This is a genomic window from Gordonia bronchialis DSM 43247 (assembly GCF_000024785.1).
In the GTDB taxonomy this organism is placed as follows: Bacteria; Actinomycetota; Actinomycetes; order Mycobacteriales; family Mycobacteriaceae; genus Gordonia; species Gordonia bronchialis.
The window spans coordinates 3,747,532-3,770,777 of record NC_013441.1; the positions used below are offsets into that span (position 1 = coordinate 3,747,532).

Consider the following 23,246-nt stretch of genomic DNA (forward strand, 5'->3'; position numbering starts at 1 on the left):
GGCGACGGCGACGACGGTGCGGCCGGCTACTGCTCGGCGTAGACGGCGATGACGTCGCCGGCCTGGATGACGTCGCCGACCTTCACCTTGACCTCCGAGAGCGTCCCGGATTCCTCTGCGAGAACAGGGATTTCCATCTTCATGGACTCCAGCAGAACGAGTTGGTCGCCGTCCTCGACCTGCTGACCGGGTTCGGCCCTGACCTCGAGTACGGTCGCGACGATCTCTGCCACCACGTCTTCTGCCATGCACTCAAAATAGCCCACCGCACAGCGGTCGGTGTCCGAGGACGCACCGGACGCGCGCAGGCACCGAACCCATGCGATTGGGGCGCAGGGCAGGCCTCGTGAAACAATGATGTGCCAGCACTGACGATGGTGTGCCGGCAACACCGCACACCAGCACTACCGAACGAGGAGATGCGTCATGGGAAAGCGTGGACGCAAGAAGCGCGCTCGCAAGAAGAACGCCGCCAACCACGGCAAGCGCCCCAACTCCTGAGCAACCTCAGGGAACGGGACCATCCGCCCGGGACCGGCCGAGATCACCCAGTGTGACGGCCGCCCGGGCGTTGTTGTGTCCGGTTGTCGTATCCGGCGTCGCTCAGCGTTCCGGATCTCCCGACGCGTCGGTGTGCACGGAGGTCTCGTGCACGATCACGGTCTTGCGGATCTCCACCCGCAACCGCTCCCGCAGGCCGGCCGGTGCCTGGTCACCACCGCATTTGCGGTTGATGAGCGCTTTGAGTTGCTGTTCGATGCCGTAGTGCGCCAGACAGGCCGGGCAGGCGTCGAGGTGCTCCTGAAGGCGCGCCCGGGCACCGGGGTCGCATTCGTTGTCCAGCAGGAGCCAGACGTCGGCGATGACCGCCGAACAGTCCATGCTGGTGAATTCGGGATCGAGATCGCTGGTCATCGTGCCACCCCCGCATCCGAGACCGTGTCGCTGGTGTCGTCGGCCCGTTTGCGATTGAATCCGCGTTCCCGCGCGACATCGGCGAGCAGTTCCCGCAGCTGCCGGCGTCCGCGGTGCAGGCGTGACATCACCGTTCCGATGGGCGTGTCCATGATCTCGGCGATCTCCTTGTACGGCAGACCTTCGACGTCGGCGTAGTAGACCGCCATGCGAAACTCCTCGGGGAGTTCCTGCAAAGCGGCCTTGATCTCGTCGTCGGGCAGTGCGTCGAGGGCCTCGATCTCCGCGGATCGCAATCCGGTGGAGGTGTGCTCGGCGGTCGCGGCGAGCTGCCAGTCGGTGATCTCGTCGGTCGGGTACTGCGCCGGCTGACGCTGCTTCTTGCGGTAACCGTTGATGTAGGTGTTGGTGAGGATCCGGTAGAGCCACGCCTTGAGGTTGGTGCCCTCCCGGAATGAGGCGAAGGCGGTGAACGCCTTCACGTAGGTCTCCTGCACCAGGTCCTCGGCGTCGGAGGGGTTGCGGGTCATCCGCAACGCAGCGCCGTACATCTGATCGAGCAGCGGCAGAGCGTCGCGCTCGAAACGTTCGGTGAGCTGCTCGGGTGTCTCGTTCGGATCGGCGCGCCGAGGCGCAGTGCGATCGGTCGACTCGGGTTCGGCCACTACGATCCCTTCGGTGAGTACCTGTGTACCGGCTTCCGGCAGGGAGTCGAACGACTTCAGCTGCAGGCGCTCCGACAAGTTTACCGATGCGGATCCGACGTGGCCGGGGGTCGGGGTCTCGGGGGTCGGGATCTCGGGTATCCGCACCGTCACGTCACCGATGGCTGCGGTGCCGATGGGCACAGCGCGCGCCGAAGCGTTCATCACCGGGGTGGTCATCGTCGACTCGCTCCTTCACGCCTTGTGTGTACAGGGACAACGCCGCCTTCTCGAGGACGGGCTGATGGGCTTTCGTTCCCCCTCAACAGCAGGATTCGGACAATTGTTCCGATCGCCGACCCAACCCGACTCGTGAGAGGACCCACACCATGGCCGCCGCCACCCCCGCGATCACCGCACTGGGCCGTGCCGGGATCGCACACGTCGTCCATCGCTATGCACACGACCCACGCACCGACGGCTATGGGGCCGAGGCGGTGGCCGCCCTCTCCGAATCGGTCGGCGTCGAGGCCGAGCAGATCCTGAAAACACTCGTCATCGAGATCTCCGGTGGCGGTTCGCGAGCACATCTGGCCGTCGCGGTGCTGCCTGTCCCCCGCAGACTGTCGCTCAAGGCGGCGGCAGCGGCCCTCGGCGGCGCGAAGGCGGTGATGGCCGCCGAACGTGACGTGACCCGTGCCACCGGTTACGTCCTCGGTGGCGTCTCTCCGGTCGGACAGCGGACCGCGCTGCCGACGGTTGTGGACGCGTCGGCCCTGGATCAGCCGCGGATTCTGTGCAGTGCCGGCAGACGCGGACTCGAGATCGAACTGTCGCCCACCGACCTCGTCACCGTGACCGGCGCGGTGACCGCTGACATCACCGGCTGACGACGAATGTCGGGGTGATCGGGCAGCATGGGTCCCATGTGCGGACGCTATGCGGTGACGACGGATCCGGCGAAACTCGCCGCAGAGATCGATGCGGTCAACGAGGTCGAGGCCACCGACGACGCCACCGACCTCGACGCACCCCGCGCACCCGGCCCCAACTACAACGTGGCACCCACCACCACCGTGATGACCGTGGTCAAACGCCACGACCACGACGGTGAGGGTCCGGACCGGGAGGCCACGCTGCGGGTGCGGGCGATGCGCTGGGGTCTGGTACCGCCGTGGGCCAAGGAAGTCGGCAAGGGGCCATTGTTGTTCAACGCCCGCGCCGAGAGCGCGGGCGAGAAGAACTCTTTCCGCGGTTCGGTGAAATCGCGACGCTGCCTCGTCCCGATGGACGGGTGGTACGAGTGGAAGAAGGGGCCGCCCGACGCCAAGGGCAAGCCCACCAAGATCCCTTTCTTCATGTCCCCCGCCGACGGCACCCGGCTCTTCATGGCCGGACTGTGGTCGGTGTGGCATCCCAAGGACGACGCCGACGCCGCTCCCCTGCTGAGCTGCTCGATCCTCACCACCGACGCCGTCGGCGACCTGCGCGAGGTCCACGACCGCATGCCGCTGGTCATGCCCTTCGACAGTTGGGACACCTGGCTCGATCCCGATCACCGCGCCCCGGACCAACTCTTCGCGCCACCCGCGCCAGAAGTAGCCGCTGCCATCGAGATTCGCGAGGTGTCCCCGCTGGTGAACCGTGTCATCAACAACGGCCCGGAACTGCTCAACCCGGCATGAGCCGGCAGATTCCATGAGCACCCGACAGATCGCCGACATCGCAGTGGATGTCGAGGCAGCGGCGGACTGCGTCTTCGACTACCTGACCGACCCGGCCCGCCGACCGGAGTGGCAGTCGAGTCTGCGTCGGGTGGACGACGTCGTCACCCTGGGCGATCGGCCGGGTGGGGTCGGCTCGAGCTGGACCGATATCACCATCGTCCCCGGCATCGCACCCCGCCTCGAGGTGATCGCCTGTGTGCCCCACGGGCATTGGGCCGAGATCGGCCACTGGCGAGGCGTCGATGCCCGGCTGACCCTTGACTTCGACGAGACCGGCGACGGCACCCGCGTACGCGCGCGCGCCACACTGACCGTCCCCTGGGTCGCCGCCCCCGCCCTGCCGGCCCTCACCCTGTTCACCCCACAAGCCTTGACGGCCGACCTTCGGCGTGCCGCCGGCCGAATCGGTGCGTTGTGACGCCACAATCGTTGTGTCACCGCGCCCTCCGTCGCTCCCGGCCGCACGCACCTCAGGAAGTGTGGTGGGGCCTATGGAGACAGGTGGTGGGCGCATGGGTCAGACCACCAGCACGGCCGCCCCGTCGAAGCGGCCCGCTTTGAGGTCGGCGAGCGCCTGCGGCGCGGAGTCCATCGGGTAGGCGTGTGTGGTCGCACGCACGCCGTGTCGCGCGGCGAGGTCGAGGAAGTCGGTGCCGTCTTGCCGCGTGTTGGCGGTCACCGACCGGATTTCTTTTTCGTAGAACAGCTCTCGTTCGTAATTGAGGGTGGGGATGTCGCTGAGATGGATTCCCGCTATGGACAGGACACCGCCCCGGTCCAGTCCGCGCAACGCAACCGGCACCAGCTTTCCGACCGGGGCGAACGTGATCGCGGCATCCAGCGGTACCGGCGGATCGTCGTAGACCTCCGCCACCGACGCGGCACCCAGGTCGCGAGCCAGCTGCCGCGACTTCTCCCCACGGGTGAAGACGTGTACCTCGACACCGAGTGCGATCGCCAGCTGTGCACACAGGTGGGCACTTCCGCCGAAACCGTAGAGACCCAGACGCTTCGGACTCTGAGCACCGCGCGTCGGATCGAGTATCCCCGTTCGTCGCAGGGCCCGGTAGCCGATGATGCCCGCACACAGCAGCGGGGCGAGATCCACATCATCGATGCCCTCGGGTAGGCGATAGGCGAACGCGGCGGGCACCGTCGTGTACTCGGCGTAGCCGCCATCGATGTCCCAGCCGGTGTACAGCGACGAAGGACAGAGGTTTTCGTCGCCGCGAAGACAATACCGACAGGCGCCATCGGTCCGGTGCAACCACGCCACCCCGACGCGGTCGCTCGGCGCGAAATCACTCACCTGCGAACCGGACTCGACCACCTCACCGACAACCTCGTGACCCGGGGTCACCCCTGACCGATGTACCGGCAGGTCCCCCTCGGCCACGTGCAGATCGGTGCGGCAGACCCCACACGCGCGGACCCGGACAAGCAACTCGTCCGGCCCGGGAAGGGGTTGGTCCTTGTCGCACAGTCGCATCGGGCCACGTTCGATTGGTCCCGGCTGCGTCACCGCCCATGCACGCACGCTCTGAGTGTAGTGGTTCAGCGATACGCGTAGGCGTCGAGCGGAAAATGCTCCATCTCCCGCAGGGTGCGCAGCGTCGAGGTGGGTCGCAGGAGTGTCGCCTCGCCGTGCTGGTTGAAGTAGTAGCTCCGCGAGGACGCGCAGTTCCCGTGGTAGAACACCGACGACTGCAGATGATCGGTCATCTCGTCGAGGAACTCGGTGTTGGCCGCATCGGTGACCTCGAAGGTATCGCTGCCACGACGTCTCAGCTCCCCGAAGAGGCGGGCGATGTGACGCATCTGCCCCTCGATGGTGGTGAAGTACGAGAGACCGCTGTACGAGTACGGGCTGTTCAGCGACAGCAAGTTGGGGAAATGCGGCATCGTGATGCCCTCGTACGCCTGAAAGCGGCTCTCCCGCCACCACTTTCCCAGATTGCGCTCTTCGCGACCGATGATCTCGAAGGCGGGGAAGTTCACGTCCCATAGGTTGAATCCGGTGGCGAGGACCAGCGTGTCGATCGCGGTCTTGGTTCCGTCGGCGGTGACGATCCCGTCGGGTTCCACCGCCATGATCGAATTGGTCTCCAGCTGCACATCGGGCCGATTGAAGGTCGCGAAGTAGCTGTTGGAGAACGTCGGTCGCTTGCATCCGAAGTCGTAGTCCGGGGTCAATTTCCGACGCAGCTCGGCGTCGGACACCTGAGCACGCAAGTGCGCCTTGCCGAGCAGTTCGGCGAATTTGTTGCCGAGCCTGGCCTCCTTGAAGTGCAGCACCCCGAACACCATCAGCGCCTCGAGCAGGGAGGTGTTGACCAGCCGTGCAGCCTTCTGCGTCAACGGGATTCGGCGGAACAGATTGCGCACCACGGGCGGGATGGCGAAATCGACCTTGGGTACCACCCAGATCGGTGTGCGCTGAAAGACGGTGAGTTCGTCTGCCTGCGCGGCGATCTCGGGAATGAGCTGGACGGCTGTCGCCCCGGTGCCGATCACGGCGGCGCGTTTGCCGGTGAAGTCGTAGCCGTCCTCCCAGGCGGTGGTGTGGATGACGTGACCGGCGAACGAGTCCATTCCGGGGAAGTCGGGGGTGTGTGGCTGGGAGAGGAAGCCGGTGGCGGTGACGAGGTAGCGTGCGGTCCGCGTCGACCCGTCGGAGGTGCGCACCGTCCAGACCCGGTCCTCGTCGTCCCATCGGGCCGTGGTCACCGAGGTCCCGAACTCCATGTGCCGCTTGAGATCGTACTTGTCGGCGATGCGGTGGGCGTACTGCTTCAGTTCCGCACCGGGAGCGAACAGGCGCGACCAGTCCGGGTTGGGCTCGAAGGAGAACGAGTAGGTCACCGACGCGATATCCACGGCGAGGCCGGGATAGTGGTTGACGTGCCAGGTCCCGCCGAGGTCGTCCTCACGCTCGAGGATGGCGAGGTTGTCCAGCCCGGCGCGTTTGAGTGCGATACCCGCGCCGATTCCGCCGAAACCCGCTCCGACGATGATCGCGTCGTGATCGGGTCGGGCCGGGGCTTGCTCGTCCACCATCTGGCGACTCCATTCGAGTTGTCCGTTACTGGTATGCACAGTAACTCAGATCACCCCGCCCCGGCCAGCACAGCTGCGCGGCGTCGCACCTCAGTCGATCGGCGATCCGTCCCACAGCACATCGAAGAACTGGGTGGCCACCAGCTCCTCCCGCTTGTTGCGATCGAGTCCGAGGACCTTGCGGTAGGCCAGCACGTGCTGCAGGGACAGCGCCGAGAAGAGCAGCGGTAGATGGTCGTGGGGTTGGTCGTATACCCCGCCGGCCCCCTTGGCGATCGCGGCGTTGCGTCGGGCGTGCGAGGGGTGTTTGAGGGCGTCACGCAGGACGGCCGCCTTGATCATCTTTTTCCGTCCCGCCGGAACCACCACGAGGTCGGCGGGCGCGAACAGTGCGGTGTCGAATTCCGCCGCGGTTGCGAGTGTGCACCCGGCCGTCGGACGCGGATTGCACTCGACCATGTGGTGCACCCCGTCGTCGGTGACGAGGTAGTCGAAGCTCAGCTGGCCATGCCAGTTCAGCTCGCGAGCGATCCGCTGCGCTGCGGCCAGCGATTCGGGTGAATCGACCGACTCGAAGACGATGCCGCCGCGGTCATCGATGGTGAGCGGGTGCTCGTAGCAGGAATGCAGCACCACCTCGCCGTGGTGGACCACGCTCCAGCTGCACCGGTCCACACCGGTCAGATACTCCTGCACCAGCCAGGGTTCCTGCCGACTGGGCGTGATCTCCTCGAGATCCGATTCACTCGCCAGTGGTCCGGTGTTGGTGGCGACGTCGAGTCCCCCACGCCCGAACGCCGCCCTCGCAAACCAGTGTGGCCAGCGCTGCGTGGCCGCCCGGAGTTCGGAGCGTGACGTCGCGGTCACCGACTCGGCTGCGGGCAGCCCCAGCTGACGGCAGAACTGCGTGAAACCGACCTTGTCGTGAACCTTGGCAAGGGTGTCGAAGTCGGGGAAGAAGAGTTCGAGGTCGTCCCCGCCGGCGTCGCGCAGCAGGTCGCGGTGGCGAGCGAGGTAGAAGACCTCCTCGAACATCGGTAGCAGCCAGGTGATCCGATCGCGGCGGATCACCTCCATGATCGCGGCGATGAACTCGGCGGTTCGCTGGGTGGGCGCCGGTATCGTCACGTGCCGGCGCGCCCCGCGTGAGTGGCTGCCCGGCGACGACCCGAAGGTGTCGGCCGCGGTCACCTCCCGGCCCATCTCGCCGAGCTTGTGGATCTCGTCCACCGCGAACGGCATTCGTGACGTGGTGACCAGCACATGGGGCGCGGCGTCGGGCATGGCGACGAGTCTAGATACCCAGGGGCCCGCCTAGACTATTCGTCATCATGCGCACCCGTCCCACCGCGGCGTTCTTCGCCGTCGTCTACGCCTTCGCGGTCGTCATGCTCGGCACGACGCTACCCACTCCCCTCTACGCCATCTATGCGGGCGACATGGGCTTTGGCGTCACAACGACGACGGTCATCTTCGCGGTCTACGCCGCCGGCGTGATCGTCGCGTTGATCGCATTCGGCCGCGCCTCCGACGTCCTCGGGCGTCGTCCGTTATTGCTCGCCGGCGCCGCGTTGTCCCTGGCCAGCGCGCTGGTCTTTGTCACGGCCGGACCCGAGTGGCAGCTCATCGTCGGGCGCGTGCTGTCGGGGCTCTCCGCCGGGATCTATGCGGGCGCGGCAACCGCCGCGGTGATCGAGTCGGCTCCGCCGGCGTGGCGGAACCGGGCGCCCGCGGTGGCCACGGCCGCCAACATCGGCGGGCTCGGCCTCGGCCCGCTGATCGCCGGTCTTCTCGCCCAATGGGGTCCGGCACCGCTGCGCACACCGTTCTTGCTCGACATCGTCTTGCTCGCCGTCGTCTTCGTCGGACTCTGGCTGATCCCCGAACCCAACGCACTCGTCCGGGATGCACCCGGCCGGGAGCGTGCCCGAATCTCGGTACAACGACTCTCGGTGCCGCCCGAGGTTCGCACCGTCTTCACCCGGGCCGCGATCGCGGCCTTCGCCGGCTTCGCGGTGATGGGGACGTTCACCGGTGTGACCCCGTCGTTCATGTCACATATCGTCGGCATCGACAGCCACGCCGCTGCCGGGCTGGTGGTGGCGCTACTGTTCCTGGCGTCGGCAACCACCCAGATCGTGGCCCGCGGGATGCCGACCGAGACCGCCCTGGTGGTGGGGTGCGCGATTCTGGTGGCCGGAGTGGGAGTGGTCGTCGGCGGACTCCTCGCCGCGTCGATGACGCTGCTCGTGCTCGGGGCGCTGATCGGCGGTGTCGGGCAGGGTATGTCCTTCAGCAAGGGTCTCGCCGCGGTCGTCGCGGCCAGCCCCGCCGCCCGGCGCGCCGAGGTCACCTCCACCTACTTCGTGGTGGCTTATGTCGCGATCTCCCTCCCGATCGTCGGGCAGGGCATCGCGGCGGCGCACTGGGGGCTGCGCACCGCCGGTGTCGCCTTCAACATCGGGGTGGCCGCCCTCGCGCTCCTCGCCCTCGTACTCACCGTCATCGAGGTCCGACGCACACCGGGGACCGCGAACCCGGCCTGATCCGCGCACGATCGACGCGAATGGGCGCACGATGAACGGGTCAGCGTCCGACGCCGGCCTCCTCGAGCGCACCCACCAGGTTGCGGAACCGGGCGACGCCGATGAGATCCTCCACCAGGACGACGTTTTGCCCGGAATCGGCGAGCGGGATACACCAATTGGGGTACTGGGTGGCGTCGGTGCCCGGCTGATTCTGAATCCGTCTCTCCCCCACCGCATCCACCAGTGCGACGCTCAGCAGCACCGACGGGCTGGCCGCGATCAGCGCATAGAGCGCATCGATCGTCGCCGGGATGTTCGCCGGGTCGGTCGGGTCGCCGTCGACATCGAGCAGGCCTCGCGCCCGCGCGAGGTCGATGATCGCGTCCCGGTCACGTTCGTCGCGCGCCCGTTCGGTCGCCTCGTCGGTCTCCAACAGGCCCAGGGCAGAACGCAATTCGATGTGATCACCTGCAAGGTAACCGGCCGTCGGCGGTAGGTCGTGCGTGGTGACCGAGGTCAGACACAGTTCGCGGTAGTCCTCGGGTGGGATCGGCGCGTACGGGCCGTGTTCGAACCACAGGATCGAGGTACCCAGGATGCCGCGCTCGGTGAGGGTTTGCTGCACAGTCGGCTCGAACACCCCGAGGTCCTCGCCGATGACCACGGCGTCGGCCCGTTGCGCCTCCAGCGCGAGGATGCCGATCAGCGCATCGTGGTCGTAGTGCACGTAGGTGCCGTGCGCGGGACCCCGGCCATCGGGAATCCACCACAACCGGAACAGCCCGAGAATGTGATCGACGCGAAGACCACCGGCATGGCGCAGTACTGTGCGCAGCATGTCCCGGTAGGGCTCGTAGCCGGCCTCGGCGAGTCGACGCGGATGCCACGGCGGCTGATCCCAGCCCTGCCCCTGCTGATTGAACGCGTCGGGTGGGGCGCCGACGGTGGCGCCGGCGGCCAGGACGTCGCCCAGCGTCCAGGTGTCGGCGCTGTGCCGGGCCACCCCGACGGCGAGGTCGGCGATCACGCCGACACTCATCCCGGCCGACAGCGCGGCCTGTTGGGCCGCGGCGAGTTGCTCGTCGCAAATCCATTGCAACCAGGTGTAGAACTCGATGCGGCGCTTGAGTTTTCTGCGTTTGGCCTTCACATGGTCCTTGTCGCGCAACTTCGTCGCCCACCGGCGGTCGCCCTCGGGATAGCGCTCGGCCAGCGCACACCACGTCGCGAACCGGCGCAGCCCCTTGCCCTCGCGGCGACGGAACTCGCGGTACGCGGCGCGGCGCCGCCCGCTGCGCGGCACCCCGAAGATGAGTTCCAGACATTCCATCTTGGCGGCAAAGGACTTGTCGCGCTTGATGAGTTGAGCCGACATGTTCTCGTCGAAGAAGGCGCGCTCGACCACCTTGCACCACTTGCGCTGTTGCTTGTTCAGGCCACTGATCTCGGGGATGTCGGTGACCCGGATGTAGAGCGGATTGACAAACCGCCGCGTGGTGGGAAGGTAGGGCGAGTTTTCCAGCGGCGGTTGAGGTTGCGCGGCGTGCAGCGGGTTGACCTGGACGAAGTCGGCACCGTAGCTGCTGCCCGCTACCTCGCAGATTCCCCGCAGGTCTGCGAAGTCACCGACGCCCCAGGATCGCGCCGAACGCACCGAGTACAACTGGACCGCGAGTCCCCATCGTTGGTGACCCAACAGGCGATCGGCAGTCGTGAGCCTTGCCGGCGTGACGATCAGGGAGGTGCTGGCGGTGGACGTGTCACGCAGATTGATCACCTTGATGCGGTGGTAGCCGGGCTCGAGATCAGCCGGCACCGCAAAACTGGCCCGTCCGATCAGGACACCGTCGATCTCACGCGGGTCCACCCAGATGTCGAGCTGCTCCGGTGTGCGAGCCTCGCCGGCCTCGGTGACGATGCCGACATCGACCGGATCACCGTGCGGCACATGGACTGTGAACGTTCCACCACCTTCGGTGACCACGACGACGGGTGGGAGGAACTCCCGCCATTGCCGCTCGTCGATCGCCACGATCGCCTTCTCGACGCGCTCGGCGTCCTGCGCCGCGACACCGAGCGCGTCGAGCACGGCGATCAGCGTCTCGGCGCTCACCCGATGGGTCAGCCGATCGGCACCGACGTACTCGGTCGCCACGCCCCACCGGCGGGCCAGTTCGGCCAGTCGGCCGTCGGGAACCGAGCCATCCACGTCACCGCCACCCACGTCACCGCCATTCACGCCTGCATCGTCTCAGGATTCCGGCGGATCCGCCGGACTTGCGATCGAGAAGAGCGATCTGCGTCAGACTTGGTTCATGACGGATTCACTGACCCTCAACCCGGCGACCACCGCATTGGTCCTCATCGAATACCAGAACGAATTCACCAGTGACGGCGGTGTTCTGCACGACGCCGTGTCCGAGGTGATGGACAAGACCGGCATGCTCGCCAACACCGTTGCCCTGGTCGAGAAAGCTCGCGCGGCGGGGGTGACGATCATGCACGCACCCATCACCTTCGCACCCGGCTACGGCGAACTGACCCGCCATCCGTACGGCATCCTCAAGGGTGTGGTCGACGGCAACGCCTTCGTCAAGGGAACCTGGGGCGCGGCGATCGTCGACGATCTCACCCCCGCCGACGGCGACATCCTCGTGGAGGGCAAACGCGGCCTCGACACCTTTGCCAGCACCAACCTCGATTTCATCCTGCGCAGCAAGGGAATCGACACGATCATCCTCGGCGGCTTCCTCACCAACTGCTGTGTGGAGTCGACGATGCGCTCAGGCTACGAGAACGGTTACCGCGTCATCACCCTCACCGACTGCACCGCGGCCACCTCGGTCGCCGAACACGACAACGCGATCAGCTTCGACTACCCGATGTTCTCCCAGCCGGTGGAGTCGTCCCAGGTGGCAGCCGCCCTCTGACGCGCCGCACACGGCCGGCGCAGACCCTTCACAGGTACAGATCGCGCTGCCGGATCAGAGCGGTCGCGACGACGCTGATCGCCGCGGTCAGGACCAGGTAGCCCGCTGCCAGCCAAGGAGAGTCGCCGCCGGCGCCGATGAGGGCGGTGAGGATCAGCGGGGTCAGGCCGGAGGCATAGATGCCGGAGAACTGATAGACAACCGAGAGTCCGGTGTAGCGCACGTTGGTGGATACAGGCCGGCGAAGAGCGTGCCCTGCGCACCGTAGAACAACGCATGGACGGCACCGAAGACCACCACCAGGCCGACGGTGAACCACAGCAGATCCGCCGTCCCGAACAGAGCGAAGACCGGGAACACCGAAACACCGTAGGCGAACATACCCACGAGGTAGATCCGCCGCGGCCCGAAGCGATCGGTCAGCAGCCCCGACACCGGCAGCAGGACCGCCATCACCAGAGCTGCGATACTCACCGCCACCAGCACCGGCACCTTCGCCAGGTGCAGGGTCGAGGTGGCGTAGACGATCGCGAAGACGCCCCAGGTGTTGAAGGCCGAGCCCTCACCCCACCGCGCCAGCAAGCCGAGCAGTGTGTTGCGCGTATGCGGCGGCAGCACAACCTCTTTGAGAGGTGCTGACGACTGCTGTGCGAGTTCGTCCACCTCGGTGAACGCGGGCGTCTCGTCGACCTTCAGGCGAACGACGAAGCCGATGACCACCAGCACGATGCTGACGAGGAAGGCGATGCGCCAGCCATAGGCGAGGAAGGCGTCGCCGTCGAAGACGACCTGCAGCAGCGCGAAGATCAGCGTGCCCAGCGCCAGCCCGAGGGCGAGTCCGATCTGCGGGATGCTGCCGAACAGTCCGCGCCGACGAGCAGGCGAATGTTCGACGGCGAGCAGCACCGCACCCGCCCACACGCCACCGAGGGCGAAGCCCTGAACGATGCGCAGGGCCAGCAGCAGGATCGGCGCGAGGATGCCCACCTGCGCCGCGGTCGGCAGCACACCCATCAGCGCGGTGGCCACCCCCATCAGCACCATCGTGAGGGCAAGCGTGCGTTTTCGTCCGATCCGATCCCCGATGTGCCCGAACACGACTCCACCGATTGGGCGCACCACGAATCCGACGGCAAAGGTCGCGAACGACAACAACGTCCCCACAAAGGAGCTCTGATCGGGAAAGAACGCCGTGTTGAAAACCAGGCCGGCCGCAGTGGCGTAGAGGAAGAAGCCGTACCACTCGATGGTCGTGCCGAGCAGACTGGCGGCGACGACCGTCCGGAGCCGCTTGCGTCGAGCGTCGTCGGTCTCGGATTCCGAGATCTGTGCGGTCGCCGTGATCTCGGCTGTTGAGGTTGCGACGGTTGGGGTGGACATGGGTGCCCGACGTTATCGGCGTCGGCACCTGCTGCCCAGCACCAGAATCGTGGTGATCGGAATTCCGGGTCAGCTGGGGGGCTCAGACGGGCGGGATCAGGCTGATCTCACGAAGCCGTCGCACGCACGGCGTCGGCGATCGGGGTGTCCCCGTCGTCGAACTCGATCACCTGACGGGCGGTGCCGGGTGTGTGCAGCACCTCGGCGATCACCTGCGCGACGTTTTCGCGACTCACCTCGCTGCCCTCGGTACGGCTTCCGCCCACGGCAATGCGGCCAGAGCCGGGTTCGTCGGTGAGCTTGCTCGGCCCGACGATGGTCCACTCCAGCGTCGTGTCTTTGAGGTAGGTGTCGGCGGCCGCCTTGGCTTCGGCGTAGGCATGGAACGAATTGTCTTCCGGCACACCGTGGTCAGGTCCGGCACCGAAGTACGACACCATCACATAGCGCGTCACGCCGGCCGACGGCGCCGCCTCGATCGACCGGATCGCGGCGTCGCGATCGACCGCGTAGGTGCGGGCCGGATCGCCACCACCGGCCCCGGCCGACCACACGACGGCGTCGTGTCCGGACAGCACGGAGGCGATGCCGGCGGTCTCCAGCTTCTCGATGTCGGCGACCAGGGGTTTGGCCCCGGTCGCCGCGACGTCGTCCTCATGGTCGGGGTTGCGGATGATCGCGGTCACCTCGTCGCCGCGCTCGCTCAGGATCGTCGCGAGTCGCAGGGCGATCTTGCCGTGTCCTCCGATGATGGCGATTCGGGTCATGCTGGGTTACCTCCGGTCGTCGGTTCGTACCGTCCGGGATCCAACGTACCGACGCCCCGGCTGCTTCAGACCCTGCTGTGTCAGACCCTGTTGCGTCAGACCCGGCTGCGCCCCCGGCCGCGGACGAGGCCGACGATCCACAGCAGGATGCACGACCCGGCCAGACAGGTGAGGAAGCTGAAGATCAACCCACCGCCCTTGACGTCCACCCCGAACAGCGAGAGCAGCCAACCGCCGAGCAGACCGCCGACGATGCCGACCACGATGTTCAGGAGAATGCCCTGCTGATCGTCGGTCTTCATGATCTTGCTGGCGATCCATCCGGCGAGACCGCCGATGATGATCCAGCCGATGATTCCCAGTCCGAGCATTGTTCCTCCTGGTGACGAGTGCGATCCCGACCACTGTCTAACCGACCCACGATCCACGCTACGCGTCACACCCGCCCCGTTGGCCGCACCGTGCACGGATCGAGACCTTGTCCCCGAACGCTTTACGATTCGATTACTTAGCACGACGCAACTAATAATCGAAGGTATGGCGAAGGAGATGACCGTGGGCAGCGGCGTCGTCAGTGGCGTCGGCACCGACGTGGCCACCGTCTACCACCAGCTCACCCAGATCAACCGCGCGTTGCGCACCCGCGGCGGTCAGGGCAGCCTCAGCGCCGGCGTGGCCGCGGCACTGTGGACCATCGCGAACCACTCCCCGATCCGGTTGTCGACTCTCGCACAACGCGAGTCGGTGACCGCGCCGACGATGTCCCGCATCGTCGCCACCCTCGAGGAACAGGGCTACGTGGAACGCATGATCGACCCCGACGACGCACGTGCCCGGTTGTTCACCGCGACGCCGGCCGGAATCGAATTGCTGAGTCACGCACGCTCACTACGCGCGCAGCTGCTCGCCGATGCCATCGACCGTCTCGACGCCGACGATCGGGACGCCGTCCATCGCGGGCTCGCCGCCCTCGCCGGTGCTCTCGACGTCTGCGACCGTCCCCGGCCGGACAGCTGAACCTCGCCCGCCCCACCACTTTCCGCTGCCGAAGCAAGGACCGACCACATGACCACCACATCTCGGACCGCTACCGCGCCCGACGCCCCGACCCACGACGGTTACAAGTGGATCGCCTTGTCCAACACCACCTTGGGCATGCTGATCGCGACGATCAACAGCTCGATCGTCCTGATCGCGCTGCCCGACATCTTCCGCGGCATCCACCTCAATCCACTTCTGCCCGAGAACACCAGTTACCTGCTCTGGATGATGATGGGCTTTCTGGTCGTCACCGCCGTCCTGGTCGTGAGTTTCGGCCGGCTCGGTGACATGTTCGGCCGCGCCGAGATGTACAATCTCGGGTTCCTCATCTTCACCATCTCGTCGATCTTCCTGGCGATCACCTGGTTCGACGGTTCCGAGGCCGCCATCTGGCTCATCTTCTGGCGGGTCGTGCAGGGTATCGGCGGCGCCTTCCTGATGGCCAACAGCTCAGCGATCCTCACCGACGCCTTTCCCGCCGATCAACGCGGCCTCGCACTCGGCATCAACGGAGTGGCGGCCATCGCCGGCTCATTCCTGGGTCTGCTCGTCGGCGGCGTCCTCGCACCGATCCACTGGCACCTGATCTTCCTCGTGTCGGTGCCGTTCGGTGTCGTCGGCACCGTGTGGGCCTATCTCAAACTGCGCGACACCGGAGTTCGCAAGCGCGCCCGCATGGACTGGTGGGGCAACATCACCTTCGCCGTCGGCCTCATCGCGATCCTCGTCGGGATCACCTACGGCATACAGCCTTACGGCGACCACACGATGGGCTGGATGAGCCCGATGGTGTTGAGCTGCCTGATCGGCGGCGCGCTGGTCCTGACGGCGTTCGTGTTCATCGAAACCCGGGTCGCGAGTCCACTTTTCGATCTCCACCTCTTCGCGAACCGCTCGTTCACCTTCGGCAACATCGCGAACCTGATGAGTTCGATCGGACGCGGTGGACTGCAATTCATCCTGATCATCTGGTTGCAGGGAATCTGGTTGCCGCAACACGGATACAACTTCGAGCAGACACCCCTGTGGTCGGCGATCTACATGGTTCCGTTGACGATCGGCTTCCTGATCACCGCACCGTTGTCCGGGGCGTTGTCCGACCGGTTGGGCACCAAGTGGTTCACCACCAGCGGAATGCTCATCACCGCAGGCACGTTCGCGGGGCTCATCGCCCTTTCGGTGGACTTCGCCTTCCCGGTGTTCGCGGTGATCCTGTTCCTCAACGGCGTCGGGATGGGTCTGTTCTCCTCGCCGAACCGGGCCGAGGTGATGAACAGTCTGCCGGTCGACGCCCGCGGCTCGGGTTCGGGCATGATGACGACCTTTCAGAACACCGCCATGGTGCTCTCGATCGGCTTGTTCTTCAGCCTCATGATCAGCGGACTGTCCGCGCATCTGCCCGCCACCATGAGCGCCGGTCTGACCGCGCACGGTGTGCCGGCCGAACAGGCATCTCAGATCGCCGGTCTGCCCGCGGTGGCCGTTCTCTTCGCTGCGTTCCTCGGTTACAACCCGGTGCAGGAACTGCTCGGACACCATTTGACGGGTCTGCCCCCGGCCGATCAGAGCACACTGACCGGGCTGGACTTCTTCCCGCGTTTGATCAGTGATCCGTTCGCCGACGGCCTGACCGCGGCCTTCACCTTCGCCATCGTGTGCTGCGTGATCGGCGCGTTCGCCTCGCTGTTCACCGGCGGGCGCCGCTCCGCCCGGATGCCGGTCGCCGCCGACGCGCAGTCGCACGACGAACCACTCGGCGCCGAACTGGCCGCTGTCGCGGCATCGGCCGGGGAGTCGCCCGCCGAGCTGATCGATCATCCGGCCCGACGCCCGCGAGCGTCACACCTCTGATCAGGGACAGGTGGCCTTCAGCTCGAAGGACTCGGTCTGCGGCGCGGTCGGATTCGCGGCGTTGACGCCGGTCAGCTCACCGCTGAGAGTGTAGGTGTTGCCGTCCTTGGTGGCCGTGACGTTTCCCCCGGTGCCCTTGGCCCAGCCATAGGTGATGCCGTTGGTGGCGGCGATTCCGACCTGCTCCACCTGGGGTGAGTCGCCCGCGGTAACCCGGGCGCCGATGGCCTTGCCGCCGGTACCCGAGCCGATGGCGATGTTGACGATGCCGTTCTGCTCGGTGCAGTACACGGTCTTGTCGGGGAGGTCCTGGGCCTCGCCGCCGATCGTGACCGACGCATTACCGCCCTCCGCGCTGTCGGAGGCGGAGACGGTGGTCGATGTCGCCCCCGATGTGGCCGACGATGAATCATCGTCGGAGCTACAGGCGGTGAGCGCGACGGCAAGGCCGAGAGCGCCGACGAATGAGACGATGGGTACTGCTCGCATGGGAACGCTCCTGGTCTGGACGGATCGTCGCGCCGGACGGCGTGCTGGGAGAACACGATAGTCGTCGTCGCAGGTCAGAGTGATGGCCTCGCCGTCATTCGAGTCATTCCAGCTTGCCCTGCACCTCGACGACGATCGCGCGGGTGAGGTCACGGAACTGTTCGTAGTGTCCGTGATAGCCATACTTGGCGTGCAGGGTCGCGACCGGCGCGTACTCCGCCGCGGCCCCGATGGCGTTGGCCTCGTGCAGATACACCGGCACGACGTTGTGGATGCTCGGATCACGCCGAAGACGCCGGACCGTCTCCTGATGCAGCGTCGACGACGCCCGGTACTTGGTGATCACCACACCGAGTTCCACTACGCTGCGCCCGATTTCGGCGCCGAAGTCGGCAACCTGCCGTTGAATGTGCGGAATGGCGTACGTGGACAACACATCCGGGATTGTCGGAATCAGATACGCGTCGGCCATGGCCAGCCCGTTGAGGCTGAACGGACCGACGTTGGGCGGGCAATCGATCAGCATGACGTCGTATCGATCCGCAACGGGGGCAAGGGCTTTGCGCAACAGCCCGACGGCCTCGGTGTGGTCGTCGGCCAGTACGCGGCGCGCGCTGAGTTCCTCCTGCAGTTCGATCAGATCGAGCGAGGAGGGCAGCAGATCGAGCCCGGTCACCTCCTCGACGGGCGACACGTCGCGCAGCACGGACGCGTCGAGATCGAAGACGGTGGTGTGGTCGAGGGCGTCGGCGAACAGGGTGGCGACGGTGTGGCGCCGCCGGTTGCAGTCGAGCCACCGGTCGGCGCCGATCATCATCGTCGTCAGGTTGGTCTGCGCGTCGAGGTCGACGAGCAGCACCCGCCGGCCGAACTCGGCGGCGAGGAACTCACCGAGCCCGGCGGTCAGCGTGGTCTTGCCCACGCCTCCCTTCAGGCTGATGGTCGCGATCACCGTCGGCATGGCGTCCCCGGGCTCGGTTGGCTCGTTGTCGGCGTCAGCCTAACCCGGGAACGTCCCGACCCGCCTCGCTACGGGGAGGTGCGTTTACTCGAGCGGAACAGCATGAGCCCGCCGTAGATCGCCAGTGCGATCAGCGCGAGCCAGAACAGTCCCTTGAGGAGTGGCCCGATGACGGCGAGGGCGATCAGCACGACGGCGATGATGCCCAGCACCTTCCAGAAGTTGAGGCCGTTGGTGGTGTGTGTCGGTGTGGTCATGACTCCACTGTGGACCCGTATCGACCATAAATCACCTGGTGAGCGACGATCTCGGGTAAAGATCAGGGATCCCCCTGACCGGCGCGGCGAGGCATCACCCCGAAGTTGCCGGCACAAACAGGCAAAATGGCCGATGTGCCCATACCCGACTTCATCCGCGACCTCCGTGAGCACATCGGTCACCGCCCGCTGTGGCTGTCCGGGGTGAGCGCCGTGGTCCTCGACGACTCCAACCGCATCCTGCTGACCCGGCGGGTCGACACCGGCCAATGGGCGGTCGTCTCCGGCGTTCTCGAACCCGGCGAGGAACCCGCGCATGCCGTCGTCCGCGAGATCGCCGAGGAGACCGGCGTGCGCGCCGAGATCGTGCGGATCACCAGCGTGGACGTCACCGGGCCGATCACCTACCCCAACGGGGACGTCACGCAGTACCTCGACCTGTGTTTCCTCGCGCACCATCGCGACGGCGAGCCGCATCCGGCCGACGACGAGAACACGGATGTGCGCTGGTTCGAGACCGACGCACTGCCCGACGATCTGGCGCAGACCTCGCGATTGCGCATCGAGAAGGCGCTCAGTGGGAGTCTGGAGGCGTGGTTTCGCCGGTGATCCGGGCCGATAGCGCGCGGTAGTACTCGCGCTGAGCCGGGTAGTAGTCGTCGAAGTTCACGGCGTCCGGGTCTGCGCCGGTCAGGGTTGCGCCGAGCCGGTCGAGGTAGTACTCCCACCCGGGTCCGGAGTTCTCGATGACCGACGGGTCTTCGTCGTCGAGGATCTGGGCGAATGTCAGGGTGGTGACGCCCTGCGACTCCTCGAGTTCGGCGAGCAGGTGCCACGATCCGTAGTCGTCGGTGGTCACGATCTCCAGCAGACGCGGCGGCTCACACCGACGGATGTCGTAGCGGTTGGGTGTCATGTTCTCCTCACCCTCCGCGTTCATGGTGAACTGCACATGTCCCTCGGCCGGGTCGCCGGTGAAGAAGCCGATCCACCGCGCGAGCCGGTCGGATTCGGTGATCGCGGCCCACACGACATCGATCGGAGCCGCGTAGCCGCGGACAATCCGCATCGCGTCGCGGCCGGAAATCGTGCCGTGGGTTCCATTGGGCGTACTCATGCCGTCTCCTCCGTTGTTGGGCTCGAGATCTCTTGGTGCCGAGTCAATCTGGCGCGATGATCGCGGCGCGTACGGGCGACCTCGGTGTCGAGGGCATCCAGCGCCGACGCCGCGATCGGCGGGCGCCGACGGCCGGACAGTTCGGCGACGAGACCCGACACGACGTCCAACGGGCCCACCTCGAGGCAATAGTGGCGTTCGCGTCCGCGATCCTCGCCGGCCACCAGCCCGGCCTCCCCCAGCACGCGCAGATGGCGACTGACGGCGGGCCGCGAGATCCGACGCGTCCGTGCCATCGCGGCGGTGAGATCGACCACCCGTTGCGGGTCGCCCGCGGCCAACGCCCGCAGGATGTCCCGGCGCACAGGATCCGCGATCGCGGCGAAGACGTCGGAATTCGCTGGCATGTGCAAATGGTAACCGATCGGTTACCATTTGCACAGTGAAAGCGCTCTCAACGCGGAAAGATGCTGGTCGTTGCGCGGCCGGAATACCGGGGATCGGCATGCGCCTTGAAACACCTATGACCCTTTCCACGCACATCGTGGCCACCGCCTACGGCGACCCCACCGAAGTCCTGTCCGCCGTCGAGGCCGAGTTGCCGTCGCCGGGACCGGGACAGGTCGCCGTCGAGGTGCGGGCGGCGGGCGTCAATCCGATGGACCTCAAGATCGTCACCGGATTCATGGGCACCGACGAATCCAAGCTCCCGCGGCGGCTCGGCCTCGAGGTCGCCGGGGTGGTCACCGCGATCGGTGACGGTGTCGAGCCGGCCGTCGGCGACGAGGTCATCGTGTATCCCGCGGCCGGCGGTTACACCGACCGGCTCATCGCCGAAGCCTCGTCGGTGCACACCAAACCCACCGAGCTCGACTTCGAGCATGCCGCCGGCCTGCTACTGGTCGGCGGTACCGCGGCCGATCTGGTCGCGACCGCGGGTGTCGGTTCCGGCGACGTGGTGCTGATCCACGGGGGTGCCGGCGCCGTGGGGACCATCGCCGTTCAGCTCGCGGTCCGCGCCGGGGCCTCGGTCATCGCCACCGCGTCTCCTGCGAATCACACATTCCTGGCCGGCCTGGGTGCCGTCCCCGTCGCCTACGGTCCCGGACTGCTCGACCGCGTCACCGATGCCGCGACCGGCCCGGTCACGGCGTCGGTGGACACCGTCGGCACCGACGAGGCCATCGACACCTCGCTCGCCTTGCATGCGGCCGACCGCATCGTCAGCATCGCCGCCTTCGGCCGCGCCGACGACGGCATCGTCCTGCTCGACGGCAGCACCGCCGACAGCAAACGACACCGCTCCGACGCCGCCGCCGGCCTCATCGCCGACGCCGCGAGTGGCACCCTGGTCACCGAGGTGGCCAAGACCTTCGATCTGCGTGATGCCGGCCAAGCGCTCGGCGAACTCGGCCGATCACATCCGCGCGGCAAGTTCATCCTCCTCCCCTGAGGAGTCCATTTCATCAACGAAAGGAGCGACATGGCAGTCCCCACAATCACTCTCAACAACGGTGTGCAGATTCCCCAGCTCGGATTCGGTGTCTTCCAGATCCCACCGGAAGACACCAAGGACGCCACCCTGACCGCCCTGGATGTCGGGTATCGCCACATCGACACCGCCGAGATGTACGGCAACGAGAAGGGTGTCGGTGAAGCCGTCCGCGAGTCCGGCATCCCGCGCGACGAGGTGTTCATCACCAGCAAGCTCAACAACGGCTTCCACGCCTACGACGACGCTCTGCGGGCCGCGGACCAGACCCTGGCCGACCTCGGCGTCGACGCCGTCGATCTCTTCCTCATCCACTGGCCGCTGCCCGACGTCGGCGACTTCGTCGAAACCTGGCGAGCCCTGGAGAAGTTCCATCAAGACGGCAAGGCCCGCGCGATCGGCGTCTCCAACTTCCAGCAGGCCCACCTGCAGCGACTGTTCGACGAGACCGACACCGTACCGACCGTCAACCAGATCGAGGTACATCCGTACCTGTCACAGAATCCGTTGCGCGCGTTCAACTCCGAGCACGGCATCGCCACCGAGGCGTGGTCGCCGATCGCACAGGGCGACGTACTCGACGACCCGGTACTCGGCAAGATCGCCGGCGAGAAGGGCAAGACGGTCGCACAGGTGACTCTCCGCTGGCACATCCAGCGCGGCGACATCGTCTTCCCCAAATCGGTCACCCGCTCGCGGGTGCAGGAGAACTTCGAGCTCTTCGATTTCGAGTTGTCACCCGAGGACGTGGCCGCCATCGAGGGTCTGAACAAGGATCGTCGCCGCGGGCCCGACCCCGACACCTTCAACTACATTCCGGAGAAGTGATCACCGGGGACTGACACCCGACACCCCCACCGGGCCCGGCGGAGCGCATGCGCACAATGAGTGGCATGAAGATCTCCCGCCGGGCCCAGCGCGTCGCTCCGTTCTACGCGATGGAATTCGCGAAGAAGGCCGGTGCCCTCGACGCGGCCGGTCACGACGTCATCCGGCTCAACATCGGCGAACCCGACTTCGGCGCACCACCCGCCTTCCTCGCCGCCGCGCGCGAACTCACCGATGGACGCCCGCTGGCCTACACCGACGCGCTGGGCACTGCGGCACTACGCGAAGCCATCGCGGGCTTCTACTCGACGCACTTCGGCGCCGAGGTCGATCCGGGTCAGGTCGCCGTCACCTCCGGTGCCTCCGCCGCGCTGCTGCTGACCTGCGCGGCGCTGATCGATCCCGGCGACGGAGTCATCATCGGGGACCCCTCCTACCCCTGCAACCGGCAGTTCGCGGAGAGCTTCGGCGCCGACGTCTCGTTGGTCCCGACCACCCCGGCCGGCCGCTTCCAGCTCACCGGAGAGCTCGTCGACGACGCGTGGACGGCGAACACCCGCGGCGTCATCGTCGCCTCACCGTCGAATCCGACCGGTACGTCGGTGCCCTACGCCGATCTCGTCGACCTCTGCGGCCGGGTGTCCGCACGCGGCGGGTGGAATCTCGTCGACGAGATCTACCTCGGACTCGCCGACCCGGGACCCGACGGTCACCCGCCACGCTCCGTACTCGCCACGCCCGGGAGCTTCCACGCGGACACCGTTGTCATCAACAGTTTTTCGAAGTACTTCGGTATGACCGGCTGGCGGTTGGGCTGGGCCATCCTGCCGCCGGATCTCGTCGAGGTCGCCGAGCGTCTGGCCCAGAACTTCTACGTCTGTCCACCCACGCCCGCGCAGCTGGCCGCACTGAGTTGCTTCACGCCGGAATCGCTCGCCGTCACCGAGGACCGCCGCCGCGAGTTGCGCAACCGGCGCCGCCTCGTCCTCGACGGACTCACCCGCATCGGGTTGCCCGTACCGGTGGAACCCGACGGCGCGTTTTACGTCTACGTGGATGTGTCGGGCTCGGGCCTCGGGTCGGCGGAGTTCTGCGATCAGGCGCTGGCCCGTGCGCATGTGGCACTCACGCCCGGTATGGACTTCGGGGTCGCCACCGCCGACGACCACATCCGGCTGTCGTATGCCGCGTCGACCGCCGAGCTCGCCGAGGCGCTCGATCGGCTGGAAGGTTTCGTTGCCGGCCTGCCCGGGTGAGCACCC

The 23,246-nt window shown here is 66.7% G+C and carries 26 protein-coding genes and 1 pseudogene; 12 read left to right on the forward strand and 15 right to left on the reverse strand.

Annotated elements, in window-relative coordinates; translation table 11 throughout:
• Nucleotides 1-26 precede the first annotated feature (26 nt).
• Nucleotides 27-248 (reverse strand): biotin/lipoyl-binding carrier protein, encoded by a 222-nt coding sequence (locus tag GBRO_RS17535; RefSeq protein WP_012835229.1) that lies wholly within the window; start codon nucleotides 246-248, stop codon nucleotides 27-29.
• A gap of 178 nt (nucleotides 249-426) precedes the next feature.
• On the opposite strand from GBRO_RS17535, the gene GBRO_RS27770 reads away from it, so the two are divergent.
• A complete protein-coding gene (locus GBRO_RS27770; protein WP_370452957.1) occupies nucleotides 427-501 on the forward strand; it encodes a 50S ribosomal protein bL37 in 75 nt (24 codons plus the stop codon).
• Nucleotides 502-603: 102 nt separating this feature from the next.
• On the opposite strand, the gene rsrA is transcribed toward GBRO_RS27770, so the two are convergent.
• Together rsrA and GBRO_RS17545 are read right to left on the reverse strand one after the other, a co-directional pair.
• Nucleotides 604-915 (reverse strand): mycothiol system anti-sigma-R factor, encoded by a 312-nt coding sequence (gene rsrA, locus GBRO_RS17540; protein WP_012835230.1) that lies wholly within the window; start codon nucleotides 913-915, stop codon nucleotides 604-606.
• Nucleotides 912-1,799: a sigma-70 family RNA polymerase sigma factor gene (locus tag GBRO_RS17545; protein WP_012835231.1), complete on the reverse strand. Its 888-nt coding sequence runs from the start codon at nucleotides 1,797-1,799 to the stop codon at nucleotides 912-914. Before GBRO_RS17545 ends, rsrA begins: the two co-directional genes overlap by 4 nt.
• Nucleotides 1,800-1,948: 149 nt before the next feature.
• Here GBRO_RS17545 and GBRO_RS17550 point away from each other — a divergent pair, with 149 nt between their 5' ends.
• From GBRO_RS17550 to GBRO_RS17560, 3 genes are read left to right on the forward strand one after another with little or no spacing between them, the layout of a single operon-like run.
• Nucleotides 1,949-2,449 (forward strand): aminoacyl-tRNA deacylase, encoded by a 501-nt coding sequence (locus GBRO_RS17550; RefSeq protein WP_012835232.1) that lies wholly within the window; start codon nucleotides 1,949-1,951, stop codon nucleotides 2,447-2,449.
• 36 nt (nucleotides 2,450-2,485) lie between these two features.
• On the forward strand, nucleotides 2,486-3,244 hold the full coding sequence (locus tag GBRO_RS17555) for an SOS response-associated peptidase (protein ID WP_041919964.1): 759 nt from the start codon (nucleotides 2,486-2,488) through the stop codon (nucleotides 3,242-3,244).
• Nucleotides 3,245-3,257: 13 nt separating this feature from the next.
• Nucleotides 3,258-3,704, forward strand: a complete 447-nt coding sequence (locus GBRO_RS17560) for an SRPBCC family protein (protein ID WP_012835234.1) — start codon at nucleotides 3,258-3,260, stop codon at nucleotides 3,702-3,704.
• Between the two features lie 99 nt (nucleotides 3,705-3,803).
• Here GBRO_RS17560 and GBRO_RS17565 read toward each other — a convergent pair whose 3' ends face one another.
• From GBRO_RS17565 to GBRO_RS17575, 3 genes are all read right to left on the reverse strand, one after another.
• Entirely contained in the window at nucleotides 3,804-4,823 is a 1,020-nt protein-coding gene (locus tag GBRO_RS17565; protein ID WP_041919965.1) for a zinc-binding alcohol dehydrogenase family protein, read from the reverse strand.
• Between the two features lie 17 nt (nucleotides 4,824-4,840).
• A complete protein-coding gene (locus tag GBRO_RS17570; RefSeq protein WP_012835236.1) occupies nucleotides 4,841-6,343 on the reverse strand; it encodes a flavin-containing monooxygenase in 1,503 nt (500 codons plus the stop codon).
• A gap of 90 nt (nucleotides 6,344-6,433) precedes the next feature.
• A complete protein-coding gene (locus GBRO_RS17575; RefSeq protein ID WP_012835237.1) occupies nucleotides 6,434-7,627 on the reverse strand; it encodes an ATP-grasp domain-containing protein in 1,194 nt (397 codons plus the stop codon).
• Nucleotides 7,628-7,674: 47 nt separating this feature from the next.
• On the opposite strand from GBRO_RS17575, the gene GBRO_RS17580 reads away from it, so the two are divergent.
• Nucleotides 7,675-8,889, forward strand: coding sequence for an MFS transporter (locus GBRO_RS17580; RefSeq protein WP_012835238.1), 1,215 nt, complete (start codon nucleotides 7,675-7,677; stop codon nucleotides 8,887-8,889).
• 40 nt (nucleotides 8,890-8,929) lie between these two features.
• Here GBRO_RS17580 and malQ read toward each other — a convergent pair whose 3' ends face one another.
• Complete coding sequence (gene malQ / locus GBRO_RS17585; protein WP_227892953.1) at nucleotides 8,930-11,110, reverse strand: 4-alpha-glucanotransferase; 2,181 nt, start codon at nucleotides 11,108-11,110, stop codon at nucleotides 8,930-8,932.
• Nucleotides 11,111-11,186: 76 nt separating this feature from the next.
• Here malQ and GBRO_RS17590 point away from each other — a divergent pair, with 76 nt between their 5' ends.
• Nucleotides 11,187-11,801 carry a cysteine hydrolase gene (locus GBRO_RS17590; protein WP_012835240.1) on the forward strand — a complete coding sequence of 205 codons (615 nt, stop codon included), beginning with the start codon at nucleotides 11,187-11,189 and terminating at the stop codon, nucleotides 11,799-11,801.
• Between the two features lie 28 nt (nucleotides 11,802-11,829).
• On the opposite strand, the pseudogene GBRO_RS17595 reads toward GBRO_RS17590, so the two are convergent.
• From GBRO_RS17595 to GBRO_RS17605, 3 genes and pseudogenes are all read right to left on the reverse strand, one after another.
• Nucleotides 11,830-13,181 (reverse strand): annotated as a pseudogene (locus tag GBRO_RS17595) (MFS transporter).
• Between the two features lie 107 nt (nucleotides 13,182-13,288).
• Nucleotides 13,289-13,948: an SDR family oxidoreductase gene (locus tag GBRO_RS17600; protein ID WP_012835241.1), complete on the reverse strand. Its 660-nt coding sequence runs from the start codon at nucleotides 13,946-13,948 to the stop codon at nucleotides 13,289-13,291.
• Between the two features lie 95 nt (nucleotides 13,949-14,043).
• Nucleotides 14,044-14,319 carry a GlsB/YeaQ/YmgE family stress response membrane protein gene (locus tag GBRO_RS17605; RefSeq protein WP_012835242.1) on the reverse strand — a complete coding sequence of 92 codons (276 nt, stop codon included), beginning with the start codon at nucleotides 14,317-14,319 and terminating at the stop codon, nucleotides 14,044-14,046.
• 166 nt (nucleotides 14,320-14,485) lie between these two features.
• Here GBRO_RS17605 and GBRO_RS17610 point away from each other — a divergent pair, with 166 nt between their 5' ends.
• Together GBRO_RS17610 and GBRO_RS17615 are read left to right on the forward strand one after the other, a co-directional pair.
• Nucleotides 14,486-14,965 carry a MarR family winged helix-turn-helix transcriptional regulator gene (locus GBRO_RS17610; protein WP_227892954.1) on the forward strand — a complete coding sequence of 160 codons (480 nt, stop codon included), beginning with the start codon at nucleotides 14,486-14,488 and terminating at the stop codon, nucleotides 14,963-14,965.
• A 48-nt stretch (nucleotides 14,966-15,013) separates the two neighbouring features.
• A complete protein-coding gene (locus GBRO_RS17615; RefSeq protein WP_012835244.1) occupies nucleotides 15,014-16,840 on the forward strand; it encodes an MFS transporter in 1,827 nt (608 codons plus the stop codon).
• Here the strand turns inward: GBRO_RS17615 and GBRO_RS17620 are convergent, their stop codons facing one another.
• From GBRO_RS17620 to GBRO_RS17630, 3 genes are all read right to left on the reverse strand, one after another.
• On the reverse strand, nucleotides 16,841-17,329 hold the full coding sequence (locus tag GBRO_RS17620) for a lipoprotein LpqH (RefSeq protein ID WP_012835245.1): 489 nt from the start codon (nucleotides 17,327-17,329) through the stop codon (nucleotides 16,841-16,843).
• Between the two features lie 103 nt (nucleotides 17,330-17,432).
• Nucleotides 17,433-18,290: a ParA family protein gene (locus GBRO_RS17625; protein WP_012835246.1), complete on the reverse strand. Its 858-nt coding sequence runs from the start codon at nucleotides 18,288-18,290 to the stop codon at nucleotides 17,433-17,435.
• A gap of 68 nt (nucleotides 18,291-18,358) precedes the next feature.
• Entirely contained in the window at nucleotides 18,359-18,547 is a 189-nt protein-coding gene (locus GBRO_RS17630; protein ID WP_012835247.1) for a hypothetical protein, read from the reverse strand.
• 135 nt (nucleotides 18,548-18,682) lie between these two features.
• Here GBRO_RS17630 and GBRO_RS17635 point away from each other — a divergent pair, with 135 nt between their 5' ends.
• On the forward strand, nucleotides 18,683-19,156 hold the full coding sequence (locus GBRO_RS17635) for an NUDIX hydrolase (protein ID WP_041920653.1): 474 nt from the start codon (nucleotides 18,683-18,685) through the stop codon (nucleotides 19,154-19,156).
• On the opposite strand, the gene GBRO_RS17640 is transcribed toward GBRO_RS17635, so the two are convergent.
• Together GBRO_RS17640 and GBRO_RS17645 are read right to left on the reverse strand one after the other, a co-directional pair.
• Complete coding sequence (locus GBRO_RS17640) at nucleotides 19,122-19,664, reverse strand: SRPBCC family protein (RefSeq protein ID WP_012835249.1); 543 nt, start codon at nucleotides 19,662-19,664, stop codon at nucleotides 19,122-19,124. The genes GBRO_RS17635 and GBRO_RS17640 overlap by 35 nt on opposite strands.
• Complete coding sequence (locus GBRO_RS17645; protein WP_012835250.1) at nucleotides 19,661-20,071, reverse strand: ArsR/SmtB family transcription factor; 411 nt, start codon at nucleotides 20,069-20,071, stop codon at nucleotides 19,661-19,663. Before GBRO_RS17645 ends, GBRO_RS17640 begins: the two co-directional genes overlap by 4 nt.
• Before the next feature lie 116 nt (nucleotides 20,072-20,187).
• On the opposite strand from GBRO_RS17645, the gene GBRO_RS17650 reads away from it, so the two are divergent.
• From GBRO_RS17650 to GBRO_RS17660, 3 genes are all read left to right on the forward strand, one after another.
• Nucleotides 20,188-21,117 carry an NADP-dependent oxidoreductase gene (locus tag GBRO_RS17650; RefSeq protein ID WP_227892955.1) on the forward strand — a complete coding sequence of 310 codons (930 nt, stop codon included), beginning with the start codon at nucleotides 20,188-20,190 and terminating at the stop codon, nucleotides 21,115-21,117.
• Nucleotides 21,118-21,147: 30 nt separating this feature from the next.
• Nucleotides 21,148-21,984: an aldo/keto reductase gene (locus GBRO_RS17655; protein ID WP_012835252.1), complete on the forward strand. Its 837-nt coding sequence runs from the start codon at nucleotides 21,148-21,150 to the stop codon at nucleotides 21,982-21,984.
• A gap of 65 nt (nucleotides 21,985-22,049) precedes the next feature.
• Nucleotides 22,050-23,240, forward strand: coding sequence for an aminotransferase class I/II-fold pyridoxal phosphate-dependent enzyme (locus GBRO_RS17660; protein ID WP_041920655.1), 1,191 nt, complete (start codon nucleotides 22,050-22,052; stop codon nucleotides 23,238-23,240).
• Nucleotides 23,241-23,246: the final 6 nt, after the last annotated feature.

What these genes read in the sequence shown, in the direction of transcription:
- GBRO_RS17550 (WP_012835232.1), top strand. Translation starts at nt 1,949, where the DNA reads ATGGCCGCCGCCACCCCCGCGATCACCGCACTGGGCCGTGCCGGGATC.
- rsrA (WP_012835230.1), bottom strand. Translation starts at nt 915, where the DNA reads ATGACCAGCGATCTCGATCCCGAATTCACCAGCATGGACTGTTCGGCG.
- GBRO_RS17645 (WP_012835250.1), bottom strand. Translation starts at nt 20,071, where the DNA reads ATGCCAGCGAATTCCGACGTCTTCGCCGCGATCGCGGATCCTGTGCGC.
- GBRO_RS17560 (WP_012835234.1), top strand. Translation starts at nt 3,258, where the DNA reads ATGAGCACCCGACAGATCGCCGACATCGCAGTGGATGTCGAGGCAGCG.
- GBRO_RS17660 (WP_041920655.1), top strand. Translation starts at nt 22,050, where the DNA reads ATGAAGATCTCCCGCCGGGCCCAGCGCGTCGCTCCGTTCTACGCGATG.
- GBRO_RS17605 (WP_012835242.1), bottom strand. Translation starts at nt 14,319, where the DNA reads ATGCTCGGACTGGGAATCATCGGCTGGATCATCATCGGCGGTCTCGCC.
- GBRO_RS17600 (WP_012835241.1), bottom strand. Translation starts at nt 13,948, where the DNA reads ATGACCCGAATCGCCATCATCGGAGGACACGGCAAGATCGCCCTGCGA.
- GBRO_RS17640 (WP_012835249.1), bottom strand. Translation starts at nt 19,664, where the DNA reads ATGAGTACGCCCAATGGAACCCACGGCACGATTTCCGGCCGCGACGCG.
- GBRO_RS17620 (WP_012835245.1), bottom strand. Translation starts at nt 17,329, where the DNA reads ATGCGAGCAGTACCCATCGTCTCATTCGTCGGCGCTCTCGGCCTTGCC.
- GBRO_RS17555 (WP_041919964.1), top strand. Translation starts at nt 2,486, where the DNA reads ATGTGCGGACGCTATGCGGTGACGACGGATCCGGCGAAACTCGCCGCA.
- GBRO_RS17655 (WP_012835252.1), top strand. Translation starts at nt 21,148, where the DNA reads ATGGCAGTCCCCACAATCACTCTCAACAACGGTGTGCAGATTCCCCAG.
- GBRO_RS17590 (WP_012835240.1), top strand. Translation starts at nt 11,187, where the DNA reads ATGACGGATTCACTGACCCTCAACCCGGCGACCACCGCATTGGTCCTC.
- GBRO_RS17535 (WP_012835229.1), bottom strand. Translation starts at nt 248, where the DNA reads ATGGCAGAAGACGTGGTGGCAGAGATCGTCGCGACCGTACTCGAGGTC.
- GBRO_RS17580 (WP_012835238.1), top strand. Translation starts at nt 7,675, where the DNA reads ATGCGCACCCGTCCCACCGCGGCGTTCTTCGCCGTCGTCTACGCCTTC.
- GBRO_RS17570 (WP_012835236.1), bottom strand. Translation starts at nt 6,343, where the DNA reads ATGGTGGACGAGCAAGCCCCGGCCCGACCCGATCACGACGCGATCATC.
- GBRO_RS17575 (WP_012835237.1), bottom strand. Translation starts at nt 7,627, where the DNA reads ATGCCCGACGCCGCGCCCCATGTGCTGGTCACCACGTCACGAATGCCG.
- GBRO_RS17545 (WP_012835231.1), bottom strand. Translation starts at nt 1,799, where the DNA reads ATGACCACCCCGGTGATGAACGCTTCGGCGCGCGCTGTGCCCATCGGC.
- GBRO_RS17630 (WP_012835247.1), bottom strand. Translation starts at nt 18,547, where the DNA reads ATGACCACACCGACACACACCACCAACGGCCTCAACTTCTGGAAGGTG.
- GBRO_RS17610 (WP_227892954.1), top strand. Translation starts at nt 14,486, where the DNA reads ATGGCGAAGGAGATGACCGTGGGCAGCGGCGTCGTCAGTGGCGTCGGC.
- GBRO_RS17615 (WP_012835244.1), top strand. Translation starts at nt 15,014, where the DNA reads ATGACCACCACATCTCGGACCGCTACCGCGCCCGACGCCCCGACCCAC.
- GBRO_RS17650 (WP_227892955.1), top strand. Translation starts at nt 20,188, where the DNA reads ATGACCCTTTCCACGCACATCGTGGCCACCGCCTACGGCGACCCCACC.
- GBRO_RS17625 (WP_012835246.1), bottom strand. Translation starts at nt 18,290, where the DNA reads ATGCCGACGGTGATCGCGACCATCAGCCTGAAGGGAGGCGTGGGCAAG.